This is a genomic window from Arthrobacter sp. StoSoilB19, assembly GCF_019977275.1.
Classification (GTDB): domain Bacteria; phylum Actinomycetota; class Actinomycetes; order Actinomycetales; family Micrococcaceae; genus Arthrobacter.
In genome coordinates this window covers 423116-449850 of record NZ_AP024650.1, presented here as the reverse complement: position 1 = coordinate 449850, position 26735 = coordinate 423116, and the positions used below count along the sequence as shown (strand labels likewise).

24 protein-coding genes are annotated in these 26735 nt (G+C 66.4%); 14 read left to right on the top strand and 10 right to left on the bottom strand.

All coding sequences use genetic code 11. The annotated features are described in order from the left end of the window. The first annotated feature begins 6 nt into the window (after positions 1–6). From gcvT to lipA, 5 genes are all read left to right on the top strand, one after another. Positions 7–1155, top strand: coding sequence for a glycine cleavage system aminomethyltransferase GcvT (gene gcvT, locus LDO86_RS02145; RefSeq protein WP_224084231.1), 1149 nt, complete (start codon positions 7–9; stop codon positions 1153–1155). 49 nt (positions 1156–1204) lie between these two features. Beyond that, the gene (gene gcvH, locus LDO86_RS02140) at positions 1205–1588 is read left to right on the top strand and encodes a glycine cleavage system protein GcvH (RefSeq protein ID WP_018772259.1); all 384 of its coding nucleotides are present in this window, start codon (positions 1205–1207) and stop codon (positions 1586–1588) included. Continuing rightward, positions 1585–2907, top strand: coding sequence for a serine hydroxymethyltransferase (gene glyA / locus LDO86_RS02135; RefSeq protein ID WP_276572211.1), 1323 nt, complete (start codon positions 1585–1587; stop codon positions 2905–2907). Before gcvH ends, glyA begins: the two co-directional genes overlap by 4 nt. A 326-nt stretch (positions 2908–3233) precedes the next feature. Further along, the gene (locus LDO86_RS02130; protein ID WP_224084230.1) at positions 3234–4673 is read left to right on the top strand and encodes an L-serine ammonia-lyase; all 1440 of its coding nucleotides are present in this window, start codon (positions 3234–3236) and stop codon (positions 4671–4673) included. Positions 4674–4720: 47 nt separating this feature from the next. Beyond that, entirely contained in the window at positions 4721–5734 is a 1014-nt protein-coding gene (lipA, locus tag LDO86_RS02125; RefSeq protein WP_223993568.1) for a lipoyl synthase, read from the top strand. A 25-nt stretch (positions 5735–5759) separates the two neighbouring features. Here the strand turns inward: lipA and LDO86_RS02120 are convergent, their stop codons facing one another. From LDO86_RS02120 to LDO86_RS02110, 3 genes are all read right to left on the bottom strand, one after another. Continuing rightward, positions 5760–8105, bottom strand: a complete 2346-nt coding sequence (locus tag LDO86_RS02120; protein WP_224084229.1) for a glycosyl hydrolase family 65 protein — start codon at positions 8103–8105, stop codon at positions 5760–5762. Positions 8106–8245: 140 nt separating this feature from the next. Next, entirely contained in the window at positions 8246–8983 is a 738-nt protein-coding gene (locus tag LDO86_RS02115; protein ID WP_223993567.1) for an HAD-IA family hydrolase, read from the bottom strand. Positions 8984–9201: 218 nt separating this feature from the next. Next, on the bottom strand, positions 9202–9819 hold the full coding sequence (locus LDO86_RS02110) for a phospholipase (RefSeq protein ID WP_056391027.1): 618 nt from the start codon (positions 9817–9819) through the stop codon (positions 9202–9204). Between the two features lie 172 nt (positions 9820–9991). On the opposite strand from LDO86_RS02110, the gene LDO86_RS02105 reads away from it, so the two are divergent. From LDO86_RS02105 to LDO86_RS02085, 5 genes are all read left to right on the top strand, one after another. Further along, a complete protein-coding gene (locus LDO86_RS02105) occupies positions 9992–10249 on the top strand; it encodes a DUF6458 family protein (RefSeq protein WP_018769660.1) in 258 nt (85 codons plus the stop codon). Positions 10250–10516: 267 nt separating this feature from the next. Continuing rightward, positions 10517–11323, top strand: coding sequence for a DeoR/GlpR family DNA-binding transcription regulator (locus tag LDO86_RS02100; RefSeq protein WP_134166074.1), 807 nt, complete (start codon positions 10517–10519; stop codon positions 11321–11323). Continuing rightward, positions 11320–12357 (top strand): PfkB family carbohydrate kinase, encoded by a 1038-nt coding sequence (locus LDO86_RS02095; protein WP_224084228.1) that lies wholly within the window; start codon positions 11320–11322, stop codon positions 12355–12357. The genes LDO86_RS02100 and LDO86_RS02095 overlap by 4 nt, the downstream gene beginning before the upstream one ends. A gap of 2 nt (positions 12358–12359) precedes the next feature. Continuing rightward, positions 12360–14456 carry a fructose-specific PTS transporter subunit EIIC gene (locus LDO86_RS02090; RefSeq protein ID WP_056391033.1) on the top strand — a complete coding sequence of 699 codons (2097 nt, stop codon included), beginning with the start codon at positions 12360–12362 and terminating at the stop codon, positions 14454–14456. 67 nt (positions 14457–14523) lie between these two features. Continuing rightward, complete coding sequence (locus LDO86_RS02085) at positions 14524–14799, top strand: HPr family phosphocarrier protein (RefSeq protein WP_018769656.1); 276 nt, start codon at positions 14524–14526, stop codon at positions 14797–14799. Between the two features lie 142 nt (positions 14800–14941). On the opposite strand, the gene LDO86_RS02080 is transcribed toward LDO86_RS02085, so the two are convergent. The 3 genes from LDO86_RS02080 to LDO86_RS02070 all read right to left on the bottom strand — a co-directional run bounded on the left by LDO86_RS02080 (position 14942) and on the right by LDO86_RS02070 (position 17448). Next, positions 14942–15373, bottom strand: coding sequence for an SRPBCC domain-containing protein (locus tag LDO86_RS02080; protein ID WP_056391037.1), 432 nt, complete (start codon positions 15371–15373; stop codon positions 14942–14944). Between the two features lie 3 nt (positions 15374–15376). Continuing rightward, complete coding sequence (locus tag LDO86_RS02075) at positions 15377–16219, bottom strand: class I SAM-dependent methyltransferase (protein WP_018769654.1); 843 nt, start codon at positions 16217–16219, stop codon at positions 15377–15379. Positions 16220–16350: 131 nt separating this feature from the next. Next, complete coding sequence (locus tag LDO86_RS02070) at positions 16351–17448, bottom strand: Ku protein (protein ID WP_056391040.1); 1098 nt, start codon at positions 17446–17448, stop codon at positions 16351–16353. Positions 17449–17488: 40 nt separating this feature from the next. On the opposite strand from LDO86_RS02070, the gene LDO86_RS02065 reads away from it, so the two are divergent. Further along, positions 17489–20032 carry an ATP-dependent DNA ligase gene (locus tag LDO86_RS02065; protein ID WP_224084227.1) on the top strand — a complete coding sequence of 848 codons (2544 nt, stop codon included), beginning with the start codon at positions 17489–17491 and terminating at the stop codon, positions 20030–20032. 125 nt (positions 20033–20157) lie between these two features. On the opposite strand, the gene LDO86_RS02060 is transcribed toward LDO86_RS02065, so the two are convergent. Then, entirely contained in the window at positions 20158–20415 is a 258-nt protein-coding gene (locus LDO86_RS02060; RefSeq protein WP_224084226.1) for a hypothetical protein, read from the bottom strand. A gap of 437 nt (positions 20416–20852) precedes the next feature. Here LDO86_RS02060 and LDO86_RS02055 point away from each other — a divergent pair, with 437 nt between their 5' ends. After that, positions 20853–22442 (top strand): MFS transporter, encoded by a 1590-nt coding sequence (locus LDO86_RS02055; RefSeq protein ID WP_018769650.1) that lies wholly within the window; start codon positions 20853–20855, stop codon positions 22440–22442. Between the two features lie 208 nt (positions 22443–22650). Continuing rightward, positions 22651–23766 carry an FUSC family protein gene (locus LDO86_RS02050; protein WP_224084225.1) on the top strand — a complete coding sequence of 372 codons (1116 nt, stop codon included), beginning with the start codon at positions 22651–22653 and terminating at the stop codon, positions 23764–23766. Here the strand turns inward: LDO86_RS02050 and LDO86_RS02045 are convergent. After that, positions 23734–24507 carry an SDR family oxidoreductase gene (locus tag LDO86_RS02045; RefSeq protein ID WP_018769648.1) on the bottom strand — a complete coding sequence of 258 codons (774 nt, stop codon included), beginning with the start codon at positions 24505–24507 and terminating at the stop codon, positions 23734–23736. The genes LDO86_RS02050 and LDO86_RS02045 overlap by 33 nt on opposite strands. A 164-nt stretch (positions 24508–24671) precedes the next feature. Here LDO86_RS02045 and LDO86_RS02040 point away from each other — a divergent pair, with 164 nt between their 5' ends. Then, the gene (locus LDO86_RS02040; protein WP_224084224.1) at positions 24672–25001 is read left to right on the top strand and encodes a hypothetical protein; all 330 of its coding nucleotides are present in this window, start codon (positions 24672–24674) and stop codon (positions 24999–25001) included. A 6-nt stretch (positions 25002–25007) separates the two neighbouring features. Here LDO86_RS02040 and LDO86_RS02035 read toward each other — a convergent pair whose 3' ends face one another. Both LDO86_RS02035 and LDO86_RS02030 read right to left on the bottom strand, forming a co-directional pair. Beyond that, the gene (locus tag LDO86_RS02035; protein WP_018769646.1) at positions 25008–25337 is read right to left on the bottom strand and encodes a GNAT family N-acetyltransferase; all 330 of its coding nucleotides are present in this window, start codon (positions 25335–25337) and stop codon (positions 25008–25010) included. 15 nt (positions 25338–25352) lie between these two features. Beyond that, positions 25353–26693 (bottom strand): acyltransferase, encoded by a 1341-nt coding sequence (locus LDO86_RS02030; RefSeq protein WP_224084223.1) that lies wholly within the window; start codon positions 26691–26693, stop codon positions 25353–25355. Between the last annotated feature and the right edge of the window lie 42 nt (positions 26694–26735).

Genomic DNA, 26735 nt, shown 5'->3' with positions numbered 1-26735 from the left:
CTTCCAATGACTGAGAACTACACCGCTCTTTTCGAGCAGCACAAGAAGGCCGGGGCCTCGTTCACGGACTTCGGCGGGTGGCAGATGCCGCTCAAGTACGAGTCTGAACTCGCGGAACACCATGCCGTGCGCAGGGCGGCCGGCCTGTTCGACCTCTCCCACATGGGCGAGGTCTGGGTGACCGGCCCCGACGCCGCCGCCTTCCTGGACTACGCCCTTGCCGGCAAACTGTCCGCGGTGGCCGTGGGCAAGGCAAAGTACTCGCTGATCTGCAACGCCGATGGCGGCATCATCGACGACCTCATCACCTACCGCCGGCCATCCCCCGAAGAGGGCGTGGACAGGTACCTGGTGGTGCCCAACGCGGGCAACGCCGCAGTGGTGGCCAAGGAACTGCTGGAACGCGCCGCCGCCTTCGACGTCACTGTGGAGGACGCCTCCGCCAACACCTCGCTGATCGCCGTCCAGGGACCGAATTCCGAAGCGATCCTCCTGACGCTGGTCCCGGCCGAACAGCACGCACTGCTCACCGGGCTCAAGTACTACGCCGCCGTCGAGGTGGGCATCGCCGTCAACGGTACGGTCCAGGACCTGCTCGTGGCCCGGACCGGCTACACCGGCGAGGACGGCTTCGAGATCTACGTTCCCAACCTGGACGCCCCCGCACTGTGGGAGGCCCTGCTCCAGGCCGGCGAAGGCTCCGGCCTGGTTCCAGCCGGACTGGCCGCACGCGACTCGCTCCGCCTCGAAGCCGGGATGCCGCTCTACGGCAACGAACTCTCCCGCCACGTCAACGCCTACGCGGCCGGTCTGGGCCCCGTGGTGTCGCTGGCGAAGGAGAGCGGCTTCGTAGGCAAGGACGCCCTGGCCGCCATCAAGGCCGCAGGAGTCGGTTCAAGCATCGGGCAGAAGCTGGTGGGCCTCAAGGGTGCCGGACGCCGCGCTGCCCGCGCCCATTACCCCGTCCTCAAGGACGGCACCCTGGTGGGCGAAGTAACCTCCGGCCAGCCCTCCCCCACCCTCGGATACCCCATCGCCATGGCCTACGTCGACGTCGAATTTGCTGAAGTCGGGACCGTCCTGGACATCGACCTCCGCGGCAAGCCCGAGCGCTTCGAAGTCGTCCCCCTCCCCTTTTACAAGCGCCAGAAGTAAATCGATTTCGCCCAACCACCACAGGTTTTGAAGAGAAGGAAAGTAGACAATGAGCAAAGTTGTTTCTGAACTGAAGTACTCCGCCGAGCACGAGTGGGTTGCTGTTGACGGATCCGGCCCAGCGGGGATCGGGATTTCCGCCGTTGCTGCCGACGCCCTGGGCGACATCGTGTACGTGGACCTCCCCGAGGTCGGCTCCACCGTGACGGCCGGCGAGACCTGCGGCGAGGTGGAATCCACCAAATCCGTCTCCGACCTCTACGCCCCCGTGACCGGTGAGGTCACCGAGATCAACGACGGCGTGGTCACGGACCCCGCCCTGATCAACAGCGATCCCTACGGTGCGGGCTGGCTCTTCAAGGTGGCCGTTACCGAGGAAGGCCCGCTCATGTCGGCAGAGGAATACGCCGCAGCAAACGGCGGCGAGCTGTGAGCGCCCCGGCAGAAGTGGGCGCCTTCGAGCAGGTGGCCTCCCCAAGCCTGAACGCCGACCTGTCCGTCCTGGACCCTGAGGTTGCCGCGAAGATTGACGACGAGCTTGGCCGCCAGCGCGACGGCCTGGAGATGATCGCGTCCGAGAACCACACGGCCGCTGCGGTCATGCAGGCCCAGGGCTCGGTCCTGACCAACAAGTACGCCGAAGGCTACCCCGGCAAGCGCTACTACGGCGGCTGCGAGCACGTGGACGTCATCGAGCAACTCGCCATCGACCGGGTCAAGGACCTCTTCGGCGCCGGGTTCGCCAACGTCCAACCACACTCCGGTGCACAGGCCAACGCCTCCGTCATGCACGCCCTGATCAAGCCCGGCGACACCATCATGGGCCTCAACCTGGCGCACGGCGGCCACCTGACCCACGGCATGCGGATCAACTTCTCCGGCAGGCTCTACAACGTGGTCCCGTACCAGGTCCGCGAGGACACCCACACCATCGACATGGCAGAGGTGGAACGGCTGGCCCAGGAGCACAAGCCTCAGCTGATCGTGGCCGGCTGGTCCGCTTACGCCCGCCAGCTGGACTTCGCAGAATTCCGCCGGATCGCCGACTCCGTGGGGGCCTACCTGATGGTGGATATGGCGCACTTCGCCGGACTGGTGGCGGCCGGGCTGCACCCGTCGCCGGTGCCGCACGCCCACGTCACCACGTCCACCACGCACAAGACCCTGGCCGGTCCGCGCGGCGGCATCATCCTGACCAACGACGCCGACATCGCCAAGAAGATCAACTCGGCTGTGTTTCCCGGTCAGCAGGGTGGCCCGCTGGAACACGTGATCGCCGGCAAGGCCGTGGCGTTCAAGATCGCAGCGTCCGAAGAGTTCCGCGAGCGGCAGGAGCGAGTCCTTGCCGGTGCCCGCCTCCTGGCGGAACGCCTGGTCCAGCCGGACGTCACCGCCAAGGGCATCAGCGTGATCTCGGGCGGCACCGACGTGCACCTGGTCCTCGTTGACCTGCGCAACTGCGACCTCGACGGGCAGCAGGCCGAAGACCGGCTCGCCGCCATTGACATCACCGTCAACCGCAACGCCGTTCCCTTCGACCCCCGCCCGCCGATGGTCACCTCAGGCCTGCGCATCGGCACGCCCGCACTGGCCACCCGCGGGTTCGGCGAGGACGCCTTCCGCGAGGTTGCGGACATCATCGCCCAAGCTTTGATCGCCGACGCCGACGCCGACCTCTCCGGTCTGCGTCACCGCGTCGAGGTCCTGGCTTCGGCGCACCCGCTCTACCCGGGCGTGGCACCTCTGTCCTGAGGGATCGTGATCGCTAACGGGCCCGGCGGACCGGACATTTTCACCGTGCTTGGGCCCACGCCGTCAGGGTTCCCTGGCCGAGCTTGCGAGGTTAGGGAGACGGTGGGGAGCAGGCTTTCGAAAAGTCCGGCTCCGCCGGCCCCTCGTGGGCATGTCGCCTTGGTGACAGACCCTCGGAGTGGGCGGGGCATCCGGCAGCGTGCGTCCAAGGGAGCGTCACGTCCGCTTAGCGGGCGTCTTCGCGACCGAGCACGCAGAGGATGTCCTGCCCGCCCACCCCAGCCCGGCCACACCAACCGAACCACAGTTTCAGTAAGGATTTAGTTATGGCAGTCGGAGTCTTTGACCTGTTTTCGATCGGGATTGGGCCTTCGTCTTCGCATACTGTGGGGCCGATGCGGGCTGCTGCGGTGTTCGCTGAGGAGCTCAAGGGCCTGGGTGTCCTGGGTGATGTGGCGGGGTTGCGGGTTGATTTGTATGGGTCGTTGGCGGCGACGGGTCATGGGCATGGGACGATGACCGCCGTTTTGTTGGGGTTGGAGGGGTTCTATCCGGAGTTGATCCTGCCCGCCGAGGTGGAGGAGCGGCTGGCCTCGATCGCGGAGACCGGGGTCCTGAACCTGGCCGGTGCTGTGGCCTTGCCGTACGGGGTGAAGGATATGGTGCTGCGGCCGTTGACGGTGTTGCCGCGGCACACGAACGGGATGACGTTCACGGTCACTGATGCGGCCGGTGGGGTGCTGCATGCGGCGACGTTTTTCTCGGTGGGTGGCGGGTTCATCGTCCGGGAGGGCGAGGAGGACGCGGCGCAGCAGGAACTGGACGCGTCCAAACAGGAGCTGCCGCTGCCGTTCCGGACCGCGGCGGAGTTGCTGGGGCACTGCGCGGTGACCGGGTTGGGCATCGCCGATGTGATGCTCGTGAACGAAAAAGTCTCCCGGGACGAGGAGCAGATCCGGGCGGGGCTGCTGCAGATCTGGTCGGTGATGGAGGGCTGCGTGGGCGCCTCGTTGAGGCGGGAAGGGGTGCTGCCGGGCGGGTTGAAGGTCCGCCGCCGCGCCCCTGACTGGTACGACCGGTTGAAGAAGGAATCCGCGGGCGGCCCGGTCGAGGAGACGGATGCGGCGTGGGACGCGGGCCCGTTCGATGCCAGGTATTGGCAGGAGTGGGTTAATTTGGTGGCGTTGGCGGTGAATGAGGAGAACGCCTCCGGCGGGCGGGTGGTCACCGCCCCGACGAACGGGGCGGCCGGGATCATCCCCGCGGTGCTGTTCTACGCCCTGCATTTCGCCCCGGGCATGGACAAGGCCACCCAGGAGGACCGGGACGCTGTGGTGGTGCGGTTCCTGCTGGCCGCGGGCGCGGTGGGGGTGCTGTACAAGGAACAGGCCTCGATCTCCGGGGCCGAGGTCGGCTGCCAGGGCGAGGTGGGGTCGGCGTCCTCGATGGCGGCCGCGGGCCTGGCCGAGGTCATGGGCGGGACCCCGGCGCAGGTGGAGAACGCCGCGGAAATCGCGATGGAACACAACCTGGGCCTGACCTGCGACCCGATCGGCGGGCTGGTCCAGGTCCCCTGCATCGAACGGAACGCGATCGCGGCCGCGAAAGCGATCAACGCCGCGAAAATGGCGCTCTGGGGCGACGGCACCCACCGCGTGTCCCTGGACGAAGTCATCATCACCATGCGCGAAACCGGCAAGGACATGTCCTCCAAATACAAGGAAACCGCCATGGGCGGCCTCGCCGTCAACGTCGTCGAATGCTGACCGGCAACAACCTGCCGCGAATCCCCAAGCAAGCAAAGGAAACAACCATGACATTGGCACCTGAAGGCCGGAAGATGCTGCGGATTGAGCAGCGCAACGCTGCGGTCCCGGTGGAACGCAAACCGGAGTGGATCAAGGCCAAGGTCCAGATGGGCCCGGAATTCGTCGGCCTGAAGAACCTGGTGAAAAAGGAAGGCCTGCACACCGTCTGCGAAGAGGCCGGCTGCCCCAACATCTTCGAATGCTGGGAAGACAAGGAAGCCACCTTCCTGATCGGCGGCTCCGAATGCACCCGCCGCTGCGACTTCTGCCAGATCGACACCGGCAAACCCTCACCCCTGGACCGGTTCGAACCCACCAAGGTGGCCCGCTCCGTCCAATCCATGCAGCTGCGCTACGCCACCGTCACCGGCGTCGCCCGCGACGACCTGGAAGACGAAGGCGTCTGGCTCTACGCCGAAACCGTCCGCAAAATCCACGAACTGAACCCCGGCACCGGCGTGGAACTGCTCATCCCGGACTTCTCCGGCAAACCCGAGCACATCAAGGCCATCTGCGACTCCGCCCCCGAGGTCTTCGCGCACAACGTCGAAACCGTGCCCCGGATCTTCAAGCGGATCCGCCCCGCGTTCCGCTACGACCGCTCCCTGGACGTCATCACCCAGGGCCGGAACCTGGGCATGGTCACCAAGTCCAACCTCATCCTGGGCATGGGCGAAACCCGCGAAGAAATCAGCGAAGCACTCCGCGACCTCCACGCCGCCGGCTGCGACCTGATCACCATCACCCAGTACCTGCGCCCCAGCGAGCGGCACCTGCCCGTGGACCGCTGGGTCAAACCCCAGGAATTCGTGGACCTCCAGCACGAAGCCCAGGAAATCGGCTTCCTCGGCGTCATGTCCGGCCCCCTGGTCCGCTCCTCCTACCGCGCCGGCCGGCTCTGGGCCACCGCCATGCGCAAAAAAGGCCGCGACATCCCCGCCGAACTCGCCCACATCGCCGACGGCATCCAGGACTCCGGCACCACCCGCCAGGAAGCCGCCACCCTCCTGGCAGGCTAAGGAGCCCCTGCACGCACCCGCGAACCTAGCTTCTGCCGCGCACCACGGGAATGCTCGCCGTCGGAGGTCCGCTCGGGAAGACTGTGGGCTCCGGCTCCGGGATGCGCTCCAGGTGCACCTGCACGGGCTGGCCCGTGACCATCAACCGCTGGCCGCGGACGTCCACCTCCAGGGGTTCGCCCTCCTGGACCGTGAGCGTAATGGCGTCGGCAGAAAGCCGGACCAGCAGCAGGCGGCCGCGGATCTTCAGGTGGAAGGCAAGCCCTTCCCACTGTCCAGGCAGGCGCGGATCGAAAAACGGGACCGGGCCCTGGTCGCGCAGTCCGGCGAAACCGCACACCAGGGAACTCCATACGCCGCCTGTGGACGCGATATGCACGCCGTCGATGGTGTTGCCGTGGGTGTCGTCGAGGTCGATGAACACGGCGTTGGTGAAGTGGTCCAGGGCCTCCTTGAAGTAGCCCACCTCGGCGGCCATGATGCCCTGGACGCAGGCGGACAGGGTGGAGTCGCCCGTAGTGATGGGATCGTAGAAGTCAAAGGCGCGCTGCTTTTCCTCCGCCGTGAAATCCTGCCACTGCAGGAACATGGCAAGCACCGTGTCGGCCTGCTTGAGGACCTGGTGGCGGTAAATCACCAGCGGGTGGAAGTGCAGGAGCAGCGGATACTTGGACCGCGGCGTGGTCCAGTCCCAGGCCTCCAGGGTCATGAAGTCATTGTCCTGGGAGTGCACCTGCATCCGCTCGTCGAACGGAAGCTGCATCCGGCTGGCCGCGGCTTCCCACATCTGGCGCTCTTCGTTGGTGATTTCGGCATGCTCAAGCGCGGCGGCGGCACGCAGGTTGAAGCGGGCCATCACGTTTGTGTACAGGTTGTCGTTCACCACGGCCGTGTACTCATCAGGGCCGGTGACGCCGTGGATATGGAAGAGGCCGTCCTTGCCGAAGAAGCCCAGGGAGATCCACATCCGGGCGGTCTCGATCAGCAGCTCCGCACCCATTCCTTCCCGGAAGGCGGCGTCGCCGGTGGCCCAGAGGTACCTGTTGGTGGCAAAGGCGATGGCGGCCGCGATGTGGAACTGCGCAGTGCCGGCGGCGTAATAGGCGCTGGCCTCGAGCCCGTTGATAGTGCGCCACGGGAAGAGGGCACCGTCAACGCTCAGCTCCTTGGCGCGGATCTTGGCTTCGGGCAGCATGCCGTGGCGGAACTCCAAAACCTGCCGGGCGCCGTCGGGATTGGTGTAGGTGAGGTACGGCAACAGGTACACTTCCTGGTCCCAGAAGTAGTGCCCCTCGTAACCCGAGCCCGTCACGCCCTTGGCAGGGATGCCGGCAACATCGGCGCGCGCGGTGGCCTGCGCCAGCTGGAACAGGTTCCACCGGATAGCCTGCTGCAGGCCGGCCCCGCCGCCCTCAACCACAATGTCCGATGTGGCCCAGTAGCCGCGGAAATGGGCTTCGCTCTCGGCAAAGATGTCATTCACCGGGCGCAGCGCCTCTTCGGCCACTGCAGCTGCGTCGACGTCAGGGTCCTGCACCATGCGGCCGGCGGCGTAGCTGACGCTCTTTTCCAGCCGGAACGGCTCGGCGGCATCCACTGCCAGGACGTACCGGACGCTGCTGTCGTCCTGGTCCACCAGAGTCTCGAACGGCTGGTGCCCGGGGGACGTCCAGTGGTCAACCGCGATCCCCACGCGCTGCTTTGATTCGGAGGCCTCCCAGGACAGGCGCAGGGAGCCATCGCCGCCGTCGAGCCGCACGGGCAAAAGCACGCGCCCGGCGTGGCGGCCGGCGCGGCGCGGATCATGCACGGAGTGGTCTTCCACCGGCTGGTCCTGCCGGTTGATGACGGAGGAGGTGACGTCCAGGGAGACCTGGCGGTCCGTGGCAACGTCAAGCGAAATACCAAGGCTGCCGCGGGAGGCGAAGCCAACGGCCCGCCGTTCCGTGGTGGTCACCACGGCGCCGGACCGGCATTGCCAGGTGATGCGGCATTCGTAGATGCCGGTGCAGAAGTCGATGCTGCGCCGGTAGTCGACGACCTCGGATTCGGCCAGGCTCAGGCTTTCCCCGTCCACCACCACGGTGAAGTTGTTGGCGTCCGGGATGTAGAGGATGCGCTGCCCCGTCCGGGCGAACCCAAACGCATTCTCGGCGTGCTTGATGTCCCAGATTTCGTGCAGCCCGTTGATGAAGCTGCCCGGGAGTTCGGCGTCGGCCGCAGCCCAATGGGCACCCCGGATGCCCAGGTGCCCGTTGCCCAGGGCAAACAGGGTCTCAAGCGTTCCCGCGTTTTCGGATTCATGGCGCGTTTCAACGAGCTGCCAGGGGGTGTCGGGGAACCGTTCGCGGTCCGCGGTGATCAGTGCCATGGTCGGGGTCCTTTTGGCGATGCCGTGCGGGCGGGCGGGCCGGCACGGAATATTCGGGGGAATGCGGTATTCGAATTGGTGCTGCCGGGGAAGCAGCAGGGGTTGCCCGGGGGAAGGCAACGGGGTTTCTGGCGGCGGGTTTAGGGAAGAAGTTCCTGGAGGTCGTTGACCACCAGGGTGGCTCCGGCATCGAGCAGCGTCTGCCGCCCTGCGCCCCGGTCCACGCCAATGACCGAGTGGAACGATCCCGCGTGTCCGGCCTGCACGCCGGACACGGCGTCTTCCACCACCACGCACCCGGAGCTGGACAGGTCCAGCAGCTTGGCTGCGTATTCGTAGGTGGCCGGGCTTGGCTTTCCGGGGAGGCCACGCTCTGCGGCCACCACCCCGTCCACTACGACGGCGAAATGGTGGCTGAGTCCGGCGGCCTTCAGGACGGCGGGGGCATTGCGGGAGGAGGAGACGACGGCGACCTTGAGTCCGCGCTCAAGCGCAGCCTGGAGGAAGCGCACGGAGCCTTCGAACGGTTCGACGCCGGCGCTCACGATGTCGTTGAAGATGGCGTTCTTCCGGTTGCCCAGGCCCTGGACCGTGTCGTTGGAAGGGTCGTCATCCAGCGGGCCTTCCGGCAGCGTGAGTCCCCGGGAGGCCAGGAAGTCGCGCACTCCGTCAAAGCGGGGCTTGCCGTCGATGTGGTCGAAGTAGTCGCTTTCGCTGTAACCGGAGACCCCCGGCTGCGAGGCCAGGTATCCGTCGAACAGTTCCTGCCAGGCACGCTCATGCACAGTGGCCGTGGGCGTCAGCACCCCGTCCAGGTCAAACAGGATTGCTGCCGCGCCGGTCCAGGCGGCGGTATCAGCTGCAGTTTGTTGTGTCATCAGCAGTGCGGTGTCCTCTCGGGTTGCGGACTACCGGCCCTGCCGGGACAGCCTGAAGGAAGGTGCTGCCGGCGCATTTGCGCACAGCATCGCTTCCTTGCCCGCCCACTGCAGGACCGATCATGGCCGTAGACGAGTGTAAGCGCTTGCAAATTTGACTTGCAAATGTTTTTTTAGCCGTTCACACAACTGCCCACGGCCATGCAGCAGCATAGGGGTCAGCGCAGCACGTAATGGCGCAGGAAGGCGCTGACGTCCACCATTTCCGCCTTGGACATGGCGTGCCCCATCCCCGGGTAGGTGCGGGCAGTCAACAGCGTGTTCTTTTCGAGCCATTCGGCGGTGTAGGCAACGGCGTCTTCGTTAATTACCAGGTCCGCCTTGTCCCGGCCCCAGAAGAACGGCGGCTTGGCCTCGAACGAATCCATCACGGAGAGGAGCTCGTTGTTGAGTACGAAGCCGGACAGCCCCACGACGGCCTTATAGTCTTCGGGATGCAGCCGCAGGAGGGTGCTGGCCATGGCCATGCCCTGGGAGTACCCCATGAGGCTGACGCTGCTGTGCCGGTCCTTGACGGAACTGATCCAGGCGTGCACCGCGTTGGCGGCCGAGATGACGTCCGCAAAGTCGTTGGCCAGGAAGTAGTCGAGCAGGAACCAGCCCCAGTGGTCGCCGATGGGCATGGGGGCCCGCAGCGCCGCGAAGGTGAACTCCTGCGGCAGGTACTCGAACAGGCGCACCATCCGCGACTCGTCCGTCCCGTATCCATGCATCATCACCAGTAAGGGAGTGCCGGCGCGTTGCCCTTCCGGCCTGGACCACACAACTGTTTCCACCGGACAAGCCTAGCCATGGAACCGCGCCGTCCCGGGCGGGTCGTTGAATCCGGAATCACAGGGAGGTAGCGTGACGCTTGACAGACAGCAGGCTTAGCTTTCGAAGTGTACGCACCACCTTTCCGTCAGGCCCTACCAGCGCCGCGCAGGACGCGGCCCTAAGGAGCAAGTCATGAGAATCGGCTCGTCAATCTTCCTCATCGCCCTCGGCGCCATCCTTGCCTGGGCCGTTGCTCCAGGGCTGATTCCATTCGTGGACCAGCAGCTGGTGGGCTACATCCTGATGGCCGTGGGCGTGATCGGACTGATCGCTTCGCTCATCCTCGCTTCCCCCGGCCGCAGCCGCCGCGTGAGCGAGTCCCGCTCCGTCATTGACCCCAATACCGGCGAGCGCATCACGCGGCACGAAAGCCGCGACGGCGGCGTCTAAGCAAGGCGCAATTCGGGGCAGGTGCCCGGAGAGGCGTCGATGAAAACCCGGAAAGCCGGGCTGGACAGAACCTGTCCAGCCTGGCTTTCGCCATTCCCGGCAACGTCCCCCAAGAAACGCAAATATTGTTTCATGTTGGTTTCCATTGACAAACCAACAGAAGCAAAGATAAAGTCAAGTAACTCAACATCGATGTGATGCCAGTCACGTCGATGTCGGGAACCCGCAAGGCAACAGAAACAGCAGGACCTACGCAACGGAGGGTACGTGTTCGCCGAGGAGCGCCAGCAAAAGATTGCCGAGCTTGTCGCCGGCAGTGGCCGGGTCAGTGTGACCCTGCTGGCTGAGCGCTTCAGTATCACCACCGAAACAGTCCGCCGGGACCTTGCAGCCCTGGAAAATGCCGGCACTGTCCGCCGTGTCCACGGCGGCGCGGTAGCGGCAGACCGCTTCAGCACCACCGAGGAAAGCGTTACTGACCGGGCCATCCAGCGGCCGGACCAAAAAATCCGGATTGCCGAAGCCGCCCTGGCCCTGATCCCCCGGAACTCGTCCGCCAGCGTCCTCATGGACGGCGGCACCACCACCGAGGTGCTGGCAGACATGCTGGCGCGGCGCACCGCCGTCGAACCTTCCGACGGGAACGGACCCCACCACGAACTGGTGGTCATCACCCACGCCGTCCCCATCGCCAGCAAGCTCTCCAACGTTCCCGGCGTTGCCCTGCAGATCCTGGGCGGCCGGGTCCGCGGAATCACCCAGGTGGCCGTGGGGCAGGCAACCGTGAACGCCGCCGCCCGCATCCGCCCCGACCTAGCGTTCATCGGCACCAATGGCATCCACGCCACTTTTGGTGTCAGCACTCCCGATCCTGAAGAAGCAGCCGTCAAGGCAGCCTTCGTCCAGTCGGCACGCCGCATTGTGGTGCTGGCCGACTCCTCCAAGCTGGACACGGAAACCCTGGTCCAGTTCGCCTCCCTGAAAGATCTGGACACCTTGATCACAGACAGTGAACCCGGACCTGAGCTCGCAGCCGCCCTGGAAGATGCCGGCGTAGACGTGGTGGTCGCATGATCATCACCTTCACGGCCAACCCCAGCCTTGACCGGACCGTCGCCCTCCCGGGCCCGCTGGAAAGGGGTGAGGTGCAGCGCGCCGTCTCCGTCCGCCAGGAGTCCGGCGGCAAGGGCGTCAACGTCTCCCGTGCACTGGTGGCTTCCGGCCTGGAGTCGCTTGCCGTCCTCCCCGGGGCGGACAGCGATCCCGTCCTCGCCGGCCTGCGTGAAAGCGCAGTTCCCTTCGTCTCGCTCCCCATCGATGAGCCGCTGCGCACCAACGTGGCGCTCACCGAGCCCGGCGGCGTGACCACCAAGATCAACGAACCCGGCCCCGTCCTGGCCGCCGACCAGCAGGAAGCCCTCGTCAAGCTGCTGCTGGAAAGCTCCCGCGGTGCCAGCTGGGTGGTCCTGGCCGGCTCGCTGCCGCCTGGATTCCCGGACAACTTCTACGCCACGGTGGCCCGGCGGATCCGGGAGGCGGGCAACGGCACTGCGCCGCTGATCGCCGTCGACTCCTCCGGGGCGCCCCTGGCCGCCGCGTTGACTGGCAACGGCGCCTCTGACGCCGGAACCAGCGGCGGACCAGGCACCGGCGGCGGAACAACCACAGGTTCCGGGAAACCGGACCTCCTCAAGCCCAATGCCGAGGAACTGGCGGAGCTGGCCGCAGCCGCCGGCTTCGCCCCGGCCTCCGGTGACGAACTGGAAGCGGACCCGGCTGCTGCCGCGGCCGCCGCAGCCGCCGTCGTACGTTCCGGTGTGGGTGCTGTGCTGGCAACTCTCGGTTCCAAGGGAGCTGTCCTTGTTACGGCCGACGGCGCGTGGCTGGCCACGCACCCGCCGGTCGCCGCGGTCAGCACGGTTGGCGCGGGCGATTCCGCTCTTGCCGGCTACCTGCTTGCCCACGGCCGGGGCGCCGCCCCGGCCGACTGCCTTCGCCAGGCGGTGGCCCATGGTGCCGCCGCTGCCTCCCTGCCGGGTTCCACTGTTCCGGCAGTAAACCAAACCACCCCGGATGCCGTAACCATCACGGCCCTTCGAAAGGATTGACAGTGACCCAGCTCATCACCACGGAACTGGTCGAGCTCGACCAGAACCTGGGCAATGCCCCCGAAACGGTGATCCGGCATCTGGCAAGCAAGGTAGCTGCCGCCGGACGCGCCTCAGAAGTCGAAGGCCTGTTCGCAGACGCCTTCGCCCGCGAGCAGAAGACGGCCACCGGAATCCCCGGCGGCATCGCCATCCCGCACTGCCGCTCTGCAGCGGTCACCGTGCCCACCCTGGCCATGGCCCGGCTCAACCCGAAGGTGGACTTCGGCGCCAAGGACGGACCGGCAGACCTGGTGTTCTTCATTGCCGCTCCGGACGGCGCGGACCAGGAGCACCTGAAGCTGCTGTCCAAGCTGGCACGGTCCCTGATCAAGAAGGACTTCACCGCAGCCCTCCGCAACGCTTCATCGGAAACGGAGATTGTGGAACTGGTCGAAGGCGCACTGGCTGACAAGCCGGCCGCACACGCCGCACCCGCCCCCGCTGACGCAGTCCCGGTTGGCGCCGGCGTCGGTTCAACCGGTTCCCCGGCTGCTGCCGGTGCGCCCGCAGGGGCATCGGCAGGTTCCGCCGGCAAGGGCCCGAAGCGCCTCGTCGCCGTCACCGCATGCCCCACCGGCATCGCACACACCTACATGGCGGCCGATTCCCTCGTGGCAGCCGCCAGGGAAGCAGGCGTGGACCTGCAGGTGGAAACCCAGGGTTCCTCCGGCGCCAAGGCGCTGGACCCCGCCGTCATCGCCGCGGCGGACGCCGTGATCTTCGCCGTGGACGTTGACGTGCGCGGCAAGGAGCGCTTCGCCGGCAAGCCCGTCATCAACGCCCCCGTGAAGCGCGGCATCGACGAGCCGGACAAGATGGTCCAGGAAGCGCTCGCCGCAGCCGACAACCCCAATGCCCGGCGCGTCCCGCACTTCGGGGCTGAGGAGCAGGCCGAGCACGAGGCTGAGGAAAAGGGCGAGCACATCGGGCAGAAGCTCAAGAAGGCCCTGCTCACCGGTGTCAGCTACATGATTCCGTTCGTGGCAGGTGGTGGCCTCCTGATCGCCCTCGGCTTCCTCATGGGCGGCTACCTGATCACCAAGTACGCAGACAACATAGTGGTCCAGAACAGCCTCTTCAACCTGCCCACCGAGTTCCCTGACAACGCCTGGGGCCCGCTGGGCGCCTACCTGGGCGCGGTGCTGTTCAAGATCGGTGCGCTTTCACTGGGCTTCCTGGTCCCGGCGCTGGCCGGCTACATCGCCTACGCGATCGCTGACCGTCCGGGTATCGCCCCCGGCTTCGTTGCCGGTGCAGTGGCCGGATTCATGGGAGCCGGCTTCCTCGGCGGTATCGTCGGCGGCCTGCTCGCCGGTTACATCGCCCACGTGGTGGGCCGCCTGCAGGTGGCCCGGTGGCTGCGCGGCCTGATGCCGGTGGTCATCATCCCGCTGCTGGCATCCCTGGTGGCTTCCGGCCTGATGTTCGTCATCCTTGGCGGACCGATCGTGGCCATCACCAAGGGCCTGAACGCGTGGCTGTCGGGCCTGACCGGCGCCGGCGCCATCGCCCTGGGCGTAATCCTGGGCCTGATGATGTGCTTCGACCTCGGCGGACCGGTCAACAAGGTTGCCTACTCCTTCGCCGTCGCCGGCCTGGGTGCAGCAACCATGGACAACCAGGCACCGTGGCAGATCATGGCAGCCGTCATGGCGTCCGGCATGGTTCCCCCGCTGGCCATGGCACTGGCCTCCACCGTCCTGAACAAGAAGCTCTTCAGCCTGGCTGAGCAGGAAAACGGCAAGGCCGCCTGGCTGCTGGGGGCCTCCTTCATCTCCGAAGGTGCAATCCCCTTCGCCGCAGCCGACCCGCTGCGCGTCATCCCCGCCAGCATGCTGGGCGGGGCCGTGACCGGAGCCATCTCGATGGCGGCGGGCGTCGGGTCCAAAGCACCCCACGGCGGACTCTTCGTGTTCTTCGCCATCGACAACTTCCTGATGTTCGTCGTCTCAATCGCCGTCGGCACGGTGATCACCGCGCTGTCGGTCATCGCCCTGAAGCGCTGGGCAGTCAAGAAGACCGTTGATACGGTTGAACCGGTTCCCGTAACCGTCTGAACCGGCTTAGCCGCATACCCCACCGGCCGCTGAACCCTCAGCACGCCGAAAGACTAAAGGAGCAACAATGCCAGAACGCACCGCAACCGTCGCCAGCCGCGTGGGCCTGCACGCCCGCCCCGCCGCCATCTTTGCAGAGGCAGCCGGCGAGTACGACCTGGACATCACCATCGCCCGTGAAGGCGAGCCGGTCGACGAGGCGATGGACGCCGCCAGCATCCTGTCCCTTATGAGCCTGGGCGCGTCGCACGGCGACGTGGTGGTGCTCCGCGCCGAAGGTGCCGGTGCGGACGATGCGCTGGACCACCTGGTGCAGATCCTGGAAACGGACCACGACGCCTAGCAGCAGCCACGCTGCCTGAGGGCAGCACACAAGCCGGCGGCCGCCGTCGGATGTTCCCCCATTGGAAGAACATCCGACGGCGGCCGCTTGGCTTTTAAGCGTTGGGCACCCCGGTTAAGCGTTGGTTCCAAGGGCGGGCGGGTCAGCGGCGTTCAGCGAGCGCCTTGACGTCGGCCAGGAGCTTGTCCCACATGGCTTTCGAGTGCGCGGCGGCTTCCTCGGTGGGGTTCCTGTCCTGGGCCAGTGTCAGCCGGGTGGCGCCGCCCTGGTCCTCGAGCGTCCATTCGAGTGTGTGGTAGTTGTCCGGCTCGTCCTCCTGGCCGGACAACGGGCTGAAATGGGTGTGGACCAGTTTCCGTCCCGGTTCAACCGCCAGGATTTCGCCTTTGTCCTGGTACGCCTTTCCTTCCCACTCGCCCTGCCAGGTGATGGGGCTTCCAACGTTCCAGTCGGTCTCCAGCGTGGTCCCGAACATGAACTCCTTTACGGCAGCCGGGTCCGTGATCACCTCCCACACCCGCCCAGGACTTGCGTTGATGGTGGTGGCGGACGTTGCCACATGGTTCTCCGCCATGGCTCAGGCTTTCCTGGCCGTGAAGAGCAGGTACTCCCATTCCATCTGGAAGGGCACATCACCGTGGGCGTCGCCGAACGAGTCCGCCAGCTCCGTGAGGGCCTGGTCCAGTGCCTTGACCTTGTCCTGGTCCTCGCCCAGTGATTTGTACACGGAGATCATGGGGCCATAATGGGACTTGAAGTACCTGACGAAGTCCGCGGGCTGGTGGAAGCTCTTGACCGCCAGGTTCTGCTTGCGGGTATGGATTTCGGTAACCCTGTCGCCCAACAGTTCGCGGACATGCTCCTCGCTCCCCCACAGCGGCGCCGGCTGCGCACCCGGCGGGGGCGGTGGAGCGAACGGCTTCATCGCGGTAAACATCTGCCCGATGAACCCTTCCGGCGTCCAGCACAGCAGCCCTATGGACCCTCCCGGCTTGCACACCCGGAGCAACTCGTCGGCCGCCGCCTGGTGGTGCGGCGCGAACATGACGCCGATGCAGGACATCACAGCGTCGAACTCTGCATCGCCGAAGGGCAGGGCTTCGGCGTCGCCTTCCTGCCACTCCAGGCTGACGCCGCGGTTTGCGGCTTCCCGGCGCCCTGCCTCGAAAAGCTCGGGGGTGAGGTCGCTGGCCACCACTTTGGCACCCATCATGGCTGCGGGAATGGCTGCATTGCCGGTTCCTGCCGCCACGTCGAGGACCCGCTGGCGCGGCCTGATACCGGAGGCTTCGACGAGGACGGCGCCCAGTTCCAGGAGCATCTCATCGGCGAGGGCCGGGTAGTCACCTGACGCCCACATGGCCCGGTGCTTCTTCTTCAGCTCCCGGTCAGCGTCCATCACGTCGGTCTGGTTGTCCATGTCCGTGCCCCTCTACGTGTCCGTTCAAAATGGGCGACAGCACACTGTTGGCACAGCGGAGGCTGCGATGCGACTCATTGTGGACGCGATACAGGCCGCTGTAAAGGCAGGATTGCGGCTGGGCGCCCGGGTCAGGCAGGCTTGCGCGCCCTGGTGGCCTTGGCCGCAGGCTTTTCTGCGGTCTTGGTTCCAGTGGACTTGGTGTCCGTGGACTTGGCCGCTGATTTAGACGCTGTTGATTTGGAGGCGGTTGATTTGGCTGCACCCGATTTGGCGGCCGTTGACTTGGAAGCCGTCGATTTGGCTGCGCTCGACTTGGCGGCAGCGGTTTTCGGAGCCGGGGACTTCGCGGACGCTTTCCGCGCCGGTTTGGCGGGCTCGGCCTCCTCCTCCCCGGTATCTGCTTCGTCGTCGGAAGTCCCCGTGGCAGCGGCCTCGCCGCCGCCACGCTTCCTGTCCAGGCTCCGCTTGAGGGCCTCCATCAGGTCGATGACCTCGCCCTTGCCGCCCTCACCGGCTTCGACGCCGAAGGTCTCCTCCGTGTCCAGCGATTCACCCTGTTCGAGCTTGGCCTCGATGAGCTGGCGGAGCTGCACCTGGTACTCGTCGGTGAAGGACGTGGGGTCGAAATCGGCAGCCATGGACTCCACCAGCGCCGCGGACATGTCCCGTTCCTGGGCGGAGATCCTGATGTCGGCGTCCAAGGCGGGAAAGTTCGCCTCCCGTACCTCGTCGGGCCAGAGAAGGGACTGCAGCACCAGCACGTCGTCCTTGATCCGCAGGGCCCCCAGCCGGGTTTTCTCCCGCAGCGCGAACTGGACGATGGCCACCCGGTCCGTGTCCTCCAGGGCCCGGCGGAGCAGCACGTAGGCCTTGGGCGACTTGGAGTCCGGCTCCAGGTAGTAGCTCTTCTCGAACATCATGGGTTCGAGCTGCTCAGACGGAACGAACTGCACCACCTCGATCTCGTGGCTGTTCTCCGCGGGAATGGACTTGAGCTCATCCTTGGACAGGACCACCGTGCGGCCGTCCTCCTCGAACGCCTTCTCGATGTCCGAGTAGTCCACCACCTCGCCGCACACTTCGCACCGGCGCTGGTAACGGATCCTGCCGCCGTCGGCATTGTGAACCTGGTGCAGACTGATGTCATGATCCTCAGTGGCGCTGTAGACCTTGACGGGCACGTTGACCAGCCCGAACGCGATGGCACCTTTCCAGATGGCTCTCATTCATACAGTCAACATCAGAGCGGGCCGGAGGTGAAGCCCCGTGGCCGGGAGTAGGGAACGTGTCCGGGTAGCGGGGCGCGAACTGACGCTGACCAACCTGGACAAAATCATCTATCCGGAGACCGGTACCACCAAGGCGGACGTGCTGGCCTACTACGCCGCGGTGGCCCACGTCCTGATCCCGGCGGCGGCCAACCGTCCCGCCACGCGCAAGCGGTGGGTCAACGGCGTGGGCACCGCGGACAAGCCGGGTGAGGTGTTTTTCCAGAAGGACCTGGAGGAGTCAGCGCCGGGCTGGCTGCCGAGGGCGGCGATCACCCACAAGGACCGGACCATCTACTACCCGTTGGTCAACGACGCCGCCACCCTGACCTGGTTCGGCCAGATCAACTCGATCGAAATCCACGTACCGCAGTGGCGGGTGGATTCGCATGGCAACCAACTCAACCCGGACCGGCTGGTGCTCGACCTGGACCCGGGCGAAGGGGCCGGGCTGCCCGAATGCCGCGAGGTGGCCCTCCTGGCGCGGTCCATCCTGCAGGATGTGGGCCTGGACCCGGTGCCGGTCACCAGCGGCAGCAAGGGCATCCACCTCTACGCGGCGCTGGACGGGACGCAGACCTCTGAGCAGATCTCCGCTTTCGCCCGGGAACTGGCCCGGGCCCTTGAAGCGGACCACCCGGACCTCGCCGTCAGCGACATGAAGAAGTCGCTCCGTGCGGGAAAGGTACTGGTGGACTGGAGCCAGAACAACGCCGCGAAGACCACCGTGGTCCCCTACTCACTGCGGGGCCGGCCCACGCCCCTGGTGGCCGCACCACGGACCTGGCGGGAAATCGCATCCCAGGGGCTCAAGCACCTGGACTACCAGGAGGTCCTGCGCCGGGTGCGCGACGGCAAGGACCCTTTCGCCGCCGTCGTCAATGCCGGGGCCCGTGCCGCAGCCGGCGCTGCGGAAGGCGCTGACGGCACTCCCGACGGCGGCCCCGGCCAGGGGGAGGCATCCCACGACGGCGATCCCCGCCTGGGCAGGTACCGTTCCATGCGCGATCCCAAGGCAACGCCTGAACCCTTCGCGGGCATCCCCGCCGGTGGCAACAGCTTTGTGATCCAGGAGCACCACGCCAGCCGGCTGCACTACGACCTCCGGCTGGAACACGAGGGTGTCCTGGTGTCGTGGGCCCTGCCCAAGGGCATTCCGGAGTCCGGGGCCAAGAACAACCTGGCGGTCCAGACCGAGGACCATCCCATGGACTACCTCACCTTCCACGGCACAATCCCCAAGGGACAGTACGGGGCGGGCGTCATGACCATCTGGGACACCGGCACGTACGAACTGCACAAGTGGATCAACGGAAAGGAAGTCATCGTCACCCTGACCGGGTCGGAGGGCGGCGGCCTTGGCGGGACCAGGAAGATCGCGCTTATCCATACGGGCCGCGGACAGGGCAAGGACGCCGAGAGCCAGTGGCTGGTCCACCTGATGGACCAGGAGCATCAAGGCGGACGACGGCGGCACGCGGCCCCGGCAGCGACGGAGCCGTCGCAGGAAGCAGGCGCAGTGGACCCTGCACCGGCCGCCGCGCCTGCTGAAACTGTGGACCCTGCCAACGGCGCTCCCGCAGACCCACTGGAATACCAGCCCATGATGGCCACCTCCGGGAACACCAGTGACCTGCAGGGCAGCGCATGGCAGTACGAGCTCAAATGGGACGGCGTCCGGGCCATCCTGGTGGCAGACCGGGAGAGGGTCCGGATCTTCTCCCGCAACGGCAACGACGTCAGCCGCACCTATCCCGAGTTCACGGACCGGGCCTGCTGGCCGGAGCACCCTTTCGTGGCGGACGGTGAGATCATCGCCGTCGGGCCCGGCGGGAAACCCGACTTCGGCCTGCTGCAGGGACGGATGAAGCTGACCCGGGCCGCCGACGTCGCCAAAGCCCGCACCACCATCCCGGTCCAGCTGATGCTGTTCGACCTGCTCTTCGACAACGGAGAAGACCTCCGGCGCAAGCCGCTCAGCACCCGGCGGCGCCGGCTGGAGGAATTCTTCCGCCCGTCCGGCTGCCCCGTGGAACTCTCCATGGTGCTGGACGAACCTGTGGACCTCCTCATGGAAAGCGCGCAGGAGCTTGGGCTGGAAGGAATCATGGCCAAGCGGACGGACAGCCGCTACGTGAGCGGCCAGCGGACCCGGACGTGGATCAAGCTCAAGACAGAACAGACCCAGGAAGTGGTGGTGGGCGGCTGGCGGCCGGGAAAGGGCGGACGCCAGGACACGGTGGGGTCGCTGCTGGTGGGAATTCCCGACGGCGACAAGCTGCAATACGTCGGCAGGGTGGGCAGCGGTTTCAGCATGCGCGAACTCACGGAACTGCGGCAGACGGTGGAGCGGCTTGGCCGGAAGACGTCGCCGTTCCATGACGTCCCCCGCCCCGACGCCGCCGACGCCCACTGGGTCTCGCCGGAACTCGTGGGCGAGGTGACCTACGGCGAATGGACCGGGCCGGGCAAGCTGCGGCATCCCCGGTGGCGCGGCTGGCGCGTGGACAAGGACCCGGCCGAAGTGGTTCGGGAAGCCTGACCCGGGTTTTCGACGCGCCAACCACCCCACGACGCGCAAATTACCTGGCGCCCGCCAGATTTCGGGGGCGCCAGGTAATTTGCGGGTCGACGGCGGTTTTAGGTGCCGGTTACTTTAGGTGCCGGTTACGAGGAGTGCGGCATCTGCGGCCGGCCGGTGCGGTGGACGGCGGTCACGGCCGCCTCATGTCCCATCCGGCCATGGCCGGCAGCCCGGTCCTTGGGATGCCGGCGCTTCCCGTAGCCGTCCGGCCATCCACTTTGCTGCTCCATCGGGCCGGTGCCCATGACCGCGGGGCCCGGGGCCATCGGCGCATCCATGGCCGCCGCAAGGTGGTCCGCCACCTCGGGGTTGATATGGAACTGGTTGGACTGTTCACCCATTGTGGTTCTTCCCTTCTTTCCTTCGTTCTTCCTTGAAACGAAACGCCAACGAAAAGCGTCCGGGCGCGCGCGGACTGTTACCCGGAAAGAGGTGTGTTCATCGCTCTACCATAGGCATGCCACGGGGTCCTGTGAACCCCCTCCAAACGCCGTGGCCCCGATCACTTTCGCGGCCGCCATCACCCAAAAATGGGACCTGAAACGGTTCCGGACGGAAAATTTTTGGTAACACCGCCGTTGATCAGCGTGCTTCCCAGTAATGGCGCGGGAAAACACGGCACAAAAAATTGCGGAATCCACCCCTGGAGTGGCCCAAAAGGGCGGACTCTACGCCATTGAACTGCCGACGCGCTACAGAAATCCCGTAAAATTGAAGGCCTGCCCAGAGCGGGGCAGCTACAAGTCGCAAGCAAATGACCTCCATAGGAGTTGCCCAAATGCCCACAGACCGAAGCAGGACCGACTCTCCAGCAGGCGCCAGGAACGCCAGCGGAACAGACCTGGCAGCCCCCGTGGCTGCCAAGAAGCCCAGGCTGCTGCCGCGCCGCCGGCTCAAGGAATCAGATGTCAACGTGGTGGACCAGCCCATGCTCAAAAAGGCGCTCGGCGGAACCATTGTTGGCAACACCATGGAATGGTACGACGTAGGCGTCTTCGGCTACCTCATCACCACCATGGGGCCGGTATTCCTTCCCGAGTCCGACCCCACCACCCAGACGCTGTTCCTGCTGGGAACCTTCGCCGCCACCTTCATCGCCCGCCCCCTGGGCGGCGTCATCTTCGGCTGGCTGGGCGACAAGGTGGGCCGCCAAAAGATCCTGGCCACCACGCTGATGATCATGGCGGCAAGCACCTTCGCCGTCGGCCTCCTGCCCGGGTACGCACAGATCGGGCTGTGGGCCGCCGCGCTGCTGGTGCTCCTAAAGGTCGTCCAGGGCTTTTCCACCGGCGGCGAGTATGCCGGTGCCACCACGTTCGTGAGCGAATACGCGGCTGACAAGCGCCGCGGCTTCTTCGCCAGCTTCCTGGACCTGGGCAGCTACCTCGGCTTCGCTATTGGCGCCGCCCTGGTTTCCGTCCTGCAGCTCACGCTTGGCCAGGACACCATGGAGGACTGGGGATGGCGCATTCCGTTCCTGGTGGCAGGTCCGCTGGGCCTGATCGCCGTCTATTTCCGGAGCAAGATCGAGGAATCGCCGCAGTTCCAGGCAACCCTTGATGCCCAGGAAGAGAACGCCAAGAATGCATCCGCCGGAGACACCGCGACGGCCAAGGGACCTGTGGGCATCGTCAAGGCCTACTGGCGCCCCATCATCGTTGCCATGGTGGTGGTGGCCGCTGCCAACACCGCCGGTTACGCCCTCACCTCCTACATGCCCACCTACCTGACGGAGTCCAAGGGCTACGACGAAGTCCACGGCACGCTGCTCACCATTCCGGTGCTGGTGGTCATGAGCCTGTGCATCCCGCTGACCGGCAAGCTGTCCGACCGGATCGGCCGCCGCCCGGTGCTATGGATCGGCGCCGTGAGCACCATCGTCCTGGCTGTTCCGGCATTCATGCTGATCGGCATTGGGCAGATCTGGTCCACCCTTGCAGGGCTTTCGCTGATTGCCTTCCCGGTGACCTTCTACGTGGCCAACCTGGCCTCGGCCCTGCCGGCACAGTTCCCCACGTCCAGCCGCTACGGAGCCATGGGCATTGCCTACAACTTCGCCGTGGCCATCTTCGGCGGGACCACGCCGTTCATCGTGGCAGCCCTGATCAGCGCCACGGGCAACGACATGATGCCTGCCTACTACCTCATGGCAACCTCCCTGGTGGGCGCCATCGCCATCTACTTCCTGAAGGAATCCGCCAACCGTCCCCTGCCGGGCTCCATGCCCAGCGTGGACACCCAGGCGGAGGCGAAGGAACTGGTGGCCACCCAGGATGAGAACCCGCTGATCGACCTGGACGAACTGCCGTTTGAAACCCAGGACGGCATCGACGCCCAGGCTGGCCGGAAGGTTCCGGCGGGAGCATAATCCCGCCGGCCGCCCGGGCACTCTTGTAGCCCACGCTCACAGGCCCGTCCCGCGTGTTTCCTTGGGGGAAGCACGCCGGACGGGCCTTGGCGTTCCTGCCGGATGTCCAAGTGTGACTGCCGGCAATATGACTCCGGCCGGTGCCGGTGGTACGTTCCCAAAGGCCCCGGGCCCGCTGCAGGACAACAGGACAGGACAGGTCGGGAAAATGAAGCGCGTCATGGAACAGGTCCGCGCGCTGCACCGGCTTGAACCTGCCAACAACGACCATCTTGCCGCCCTGCGCGTGGCCCTCAGCGTGGCGGTCCCGTCGCTGCTCCTGCTGGCCGCGGGCCGGACCGACCTCATGATCTACGCCGTGTTCGGCGCATTGACCGGCATGTACGGCCGGTCAGAACCCCACCAGCTGCGGCTCCGGCATCAGGGCCAGGCCGCCCTGGTGCTGCTCACCGGGGTAGCCGTGGGGGTGACGCTGTCCATCAACCACATCCACTCTTGGTGGCTGGTGGCGGTGGAAGCCACGCTGGCTGGAGTGGGCTCAGTGTACTCGGACCGGGTACACCTGAAACCGAACGGGCCCTTCTTCGGCATCCTTGCCCTGGGTGCCTGCGCCTCCGTTCCCACCACAGTCCCCTGGTACGCCGCCATACTCATCGCGGGCGGGTCCGCGCTCTTCTCCATACTGATCGGCTTCAGCGGCTGGATGCGCCGGAGGGCCTGGAAACCCGGCGCCACCAGGGGCGTGCCGGCCCGCTCATCGGCGGGACGGCGCGAGCTGGCCGTCCACGCTGCCAGGTACGTCCTGGCCGTCGGTGCTGCCGGGACCGTGGGGGTCATCAGCGGCAGCGGCCACCCGCACTGGGCGATGGCCGCAGCCGCCGTACCGCTCGCCGGCGCAGACTTGCCCAGCAGCGTCCGGCGCGGTGTCCACCGCATCGTGGGGACGTTCCTTGGCCTGGCGGTTACCGCCGTCGTCATTCTTCCGGGCCCCTGGGCGCTCGCTGCGCTCTACCCCGCCTTTGAGGAGCCGGCGCACCACGCCACGGTGCTGGCCCTGCTGGTCATCCTCTTCCAGTTCGCCACCGAGCTGTTCATGACCCGGCACTATGGCTTGGCGATGGTCTGGTTCACGCCGGTGATTCTGCTGATGACCCAGCTGGCCTTCCCTGCCGAACCGCAGGTCCTGATCCTTGAGCGAGCGGTGGAAACGCTGGTGGGCGCACTGCTGGGGATCCTGGTGGTGGTGGCTGTCCGCCGCCCCGGCGCCCGCACGCCTGCCGCGTTCCCGGCGCTACTTCGGTTTCCGCGCCGGCCCCGCCATTAGCCGCGCCGGAGCAACCTTGGCCACCGCTGCCACCACCTTGTAGCGCTTGGACGGGATGGACACGGCCTTGCCGCGCTCGTTGTCCGCCAGCCCTTCACGGACCACCCGATCCGCCCGCAGCCACGTCCAGGACGGGGCCACGGACTTGTCCATCCCCATCCGGTCGTGGAACTCGGTGTGGGTGAAGCCGGGGCAGACCGCCGTGACCTTGATGCCCCGGCTGCGGTAAGCCAGGTTGGCCCACCGGCTGAAGCTCACCAGCCAGGCCTTGGCCGCCGAATACGTGCCGCGCGGCAGGAACGCCGCCACGCTGGCCACGTTGATGATCCTGCCCTGCCCGCGCTCCAGCATGCCTTTGAGCGCCGCATGTGTCAGCACCATGGCCGTTTCCGTGTGCAGCTTCAGGTGCTTCTTCTCCTCTGCCGCGTGGTTGTCCTCGAAGTTGTGCAGCAGGCCGATCCCTGCGTTGTTCACCAGGATTCCCACCGGGCGGCTGGTGTCTTCCAGGCGTTCGACGACGGCGGCAACGTCGTCATCGTCCGTCAGGTCTGCGGGAAGCACCTCAGCCGTGATTCCGTACCGGCGACGGAGGTCCTCTGCTGTTTCCGCCAGCCGCGACGCGTTGCGCGCCACCAGGACCAGGTCATGCCCCTGGGCGGCAAGCTGCCTGGCGAATTCGTGGCCGAGCCCGGCGCTGGCCCCGGTGACGAGTGCTGTGGTTCGGGAGGTGGTAGGCGTCATGCTGCAAGCCTAACCACGGGATGGACAACCACTGTATGGGCGGCCCTGACTTGTGCATTATTTAGTAAGCATGCTTTGCTTATGGCGTAGATGAACCTCCGCAAGCAGTTCGCGGCGGGGCTGCCAACGCCGGCGGTTCCGTGAAAAGCCCAAGGAAGAACATAATGACCACCGCACCGGAAAACCAGCTGACGGCGTTTGGGGAACGCAGCGAGGCAGCTGGGCAGCTCTTGGCCACCACCGTACCCGTACCCGTGGACGCTGGGCTGCTCATGACCCTGAATTCCCGCATGCACTGCCGTATGCCGATGCAGCGCGTAGACCATGCGGAGATGCCGGTCCGGGAGCCCGTTTACGTCGACGGGAACTCCATCGTTGCCATGCGGCCCGGGTCCGTCCCGGAGAGCGTAGTCACCTACCGGTGCGCCTGCGGCTTCACCATCGACGATCCCGGCGCCGCCATGCCCGTCACCGACCAGGCCCTGGCCAGCTAGTTCCGCTCAGCGTTCCGGCCAGTCGACGAATTGGCCGTAGCCTTCGTGCTTGCGGAGGTAGCTGGAGATGAACGGGCAGTGCGGAATGATGCGCTTCCCGGTGGCCACCACGTCGTCCAGGGCAAAATGCGCCAGGACCTTGCCAAGGCCCTGGCCTTCAAACTCCTCACCGGTCTCGGTGTGGGTGAAGTCGATGTGCCCGGGAAGGTCGCGGAAGAAGGCCTTGACAGCCAGCCTTCCATCCACCAGAAGCTCATACCGGTGCTCGGCGTCATTGCGCTGCAGCGAGACATTGGCGGTGAAGGTGTCCTCCGTGGACGCGGTGTTCTCGGTCATGGTTCGACACTGGCACTACTTCACGCCGCTGGCAATGCCCCTTGGGCCCCTCTTCCCCGGACCCCGCTTCCGGCCCCCGGGGACGGCTCTCCGCCGCCGCAGCGGCAAACCGCCCAGCAGGAGGATCGCCACGGTGAAACACACGGTACCCGCTGCCAGCAGGCCCAGTGAGAGGCCGTTGAGGGCGGCGTCCGCCACGGGAATAAAGACCACCACGACGGCGGCCCCGGCGGCGGCGGGCCTGCAGCGGAAGGCCTGGGGCGCCGTCGTCCGTTCCTCCAGGCGGCCAAAGGCTGCGGTCGCCGGCAGGAGCAGGAGGACCAGCGCAAGGACCACCAGCGGGCGCGACCACCACCATCCAGCGGTACCGGACGACGGTTTGGGGACCGGCGTCAGGAGCAGCAACCCGGACATGGCGCCCAACAGGGGCAGGTGCCACAGGTAGACCGTCAGCGACCTGGCACCCGCCAGCTGCAGGAGCCGGGCGATCCAGCGGATCCCGGCGAGGGGTGCCAGGACGGGCCGCGCCAGTTCCATCACCGCCAGCTGGGAAACGCCCAGGATCACCAGGGTCAGGTTGGGCGGGTTGAGGTTGACCAGCATGTTGCCGCGGTACAGGCCCAGCCCCGTCACCAGCCCCAGCAGCAGATGTGCCGCCACCGCGACGCCCACAAGTCCGGAGCGGGAGAGCGGGGCCAGGTAGCCATCGGCGGCCAGGAAACCCAGCTGCTGTACGGCGCACCACACGAACACCAGGTTGACATTGGCAAGGTCCGGCAACGCCCCCCTGAAGCAGTCCACGGCAACCACCAGGCCGGCCAGCAGCGCAAGGGTCAGCCAGGGCGCGCGGTGGTGGAGCGCCGCCAGGACTGGAATGTTCAACTGCGCCGCGAGGTAGGCTGCCAGGAACCACAACGGCATGCCCGCCCCGGTGGCCACGAGTTGGACCACCTGCCGGTCCACGCCCAGCGCGGCTGCCGCGGACAGGCCCGCCACCATGGTTGCCAGCAGCGCCGTGGCCGGGCGGACCAGCCGCAGGAGGCGCGCACGGATGAACTGGGCCGCCGTCCCGCCGCCTGCCTTGAGCCGGCGCCAGGATTGCAGGCCCGTGATGCCGCCGGTGACGAAGAACAGAGGCATCACCATGAAGATCCAGATGACGGGCTCGAACCAGTCCTGCTCGGCCAGGGTGTTCTCGGTGGTCACGGTCCCATCAGGGTGCAGGACCGGGCTGACCATCATGGAGTGCCCCACCACCACCAGGACCAGGCAGACCAGGCGGACAAGGTCGATGGCCGGATCACGGTCTGCCGTGTCCGTTCCGGTTACTGTCCCCCGCGTCCCGGCGCTTCCCATGGGGGCCTATAAGGACTTGACGCTGCCCATGCCACCATTGTG

Bases quoted from the DNA above. Each gene is read 5' to 3' on its own strand.
- LDO86_RS02085 (WP_018769656.1), top strand. From the start codon at position 14,524: ATGCCAGAACGCACCGCAACCGTCGCCAGCCGCGTGGGCCTGCACGCC.
- LDO86_RS02115 (WP_223993567.1), bottom strand. From the start codon at position 8,983: ATGACACAACAAACTGCAGCTGATACCGCCGCCTGGACCGGCGCGGCA.
- LDO86_RS02040 (WP_224084224.1), top strand. From the start codon at position 24,672: ATGACCACCGCACCGGAAAACCAGCTGACGGCGTTTGGGGAACGCAGC.
- LDO86_RS02075 (WP_018769654.1), bottom strand. From the start codon at position 16,219: ATGGACAACCAGACCGACGTGATGGACGCTGACCGGGAGCTGAAGAAG.
- gcvT (WP_224084231.1), top strand. From the start codon at position 7: ATGACTGAGAACTACACCGCTCTTTTCGAGCAGCACAAGAAGGCCGGG.
- LDO86_RS02070 (WP_056391040.1), bottom strand. From the start codon at position 17,448: ATGAGAGCCATCTGGAAAGGTGCCATCGCGTTCGGGCTGGTCAACGTG.
- gcvH (WP_018772259.1), top strand. From the start codon at position 1,205: ATGAGCAAAGTTGTTTCTGAACTGAAGTACTCCGCCGAGCACGAGTGG.
- LDO86_RS02045 (WP_018769648.1), bottom strand. From the start codon at position 24,507: ATGACGCCTACCACCTCCCGAACCACAGCACTCGTCACCGGGGCCAGC.
- LDO86_RS02060 (WP_224084226.1), bottom strand. From the start codon at position 20,415: ATGGGTGAACAGTCCAACCAGTTCCATATCAACCCCGAGGTGGCGGAC.
- LDO86_RS02080 (WP_056391037.1), bottom strand. From the start codon at position 15,373: ATGGCGGAGAACCATGTGGCAACGTCCGCCACCACCATCAACGCAAGT.
- LDO86_RS02030 (WP_224084223.1), bottom strand. From the start codon at position 26,693: ATGGGAAGCGCCGGGACGCGGGGGACAGTAACCGGAACGGACACGGCA.
- LDO86_RS02105 (WP_018769660.1), top strand. From the start codon at position 9,992: ATGAGAATCGGCTCGTCAATCTTCCTCATCGCCCTCGGCGCCATCCTT.
- LDO86_RS02095 (WP_224084228.1), top strand. From the start codon at position 11,320: ATGATCATCACCTTCACGGCCAACCCCAGCCTTGACCGGACCGTCGCC.
- LDO86_RS02120 (WP_224084229.1), bottom strand. From the start codon at position 8,105: ATGGCACTGATCACCGCGGACCGCGAACGGTTCCCCGACACCCCCTGG.
- LDO86_RS02050 (WP_224084225.1), top strand. From the start codon at position 22,651: ATGAAGCGCGTCATGGAACAGGTCCGCGCGCTGCACCGGCTTGAACCT.
- LDO86_RS02055 (WP_018769650.1), top strand. From the start codon at position 20,853: ATGCCCACAGACCGAAGCAGGACCGACTCTCCAGCAGGCGCCAGGAAC.
- LDO86_RS02035 (WP_018769646.1), bottom strand. From the start codon at position 25,337: ATGACCGAGAACACCGCGTCCACGGAGGACACCTTCACCGCCAATGTC.
- LDO86_RS02130 (WP_224084230.1), top strand. From the start codon at position 3,234: ATGGCAGTCGGAGTCTTTGACCTGTTTTCGATCGGGATTGGGCCTTCG.
- lipA (WP_223993568.1), top strand. From the start codon at position 4,721: ATGACATTGGCACCTGAAGGCCGGAAGATGCTGCGGATTGAGCAGCGC.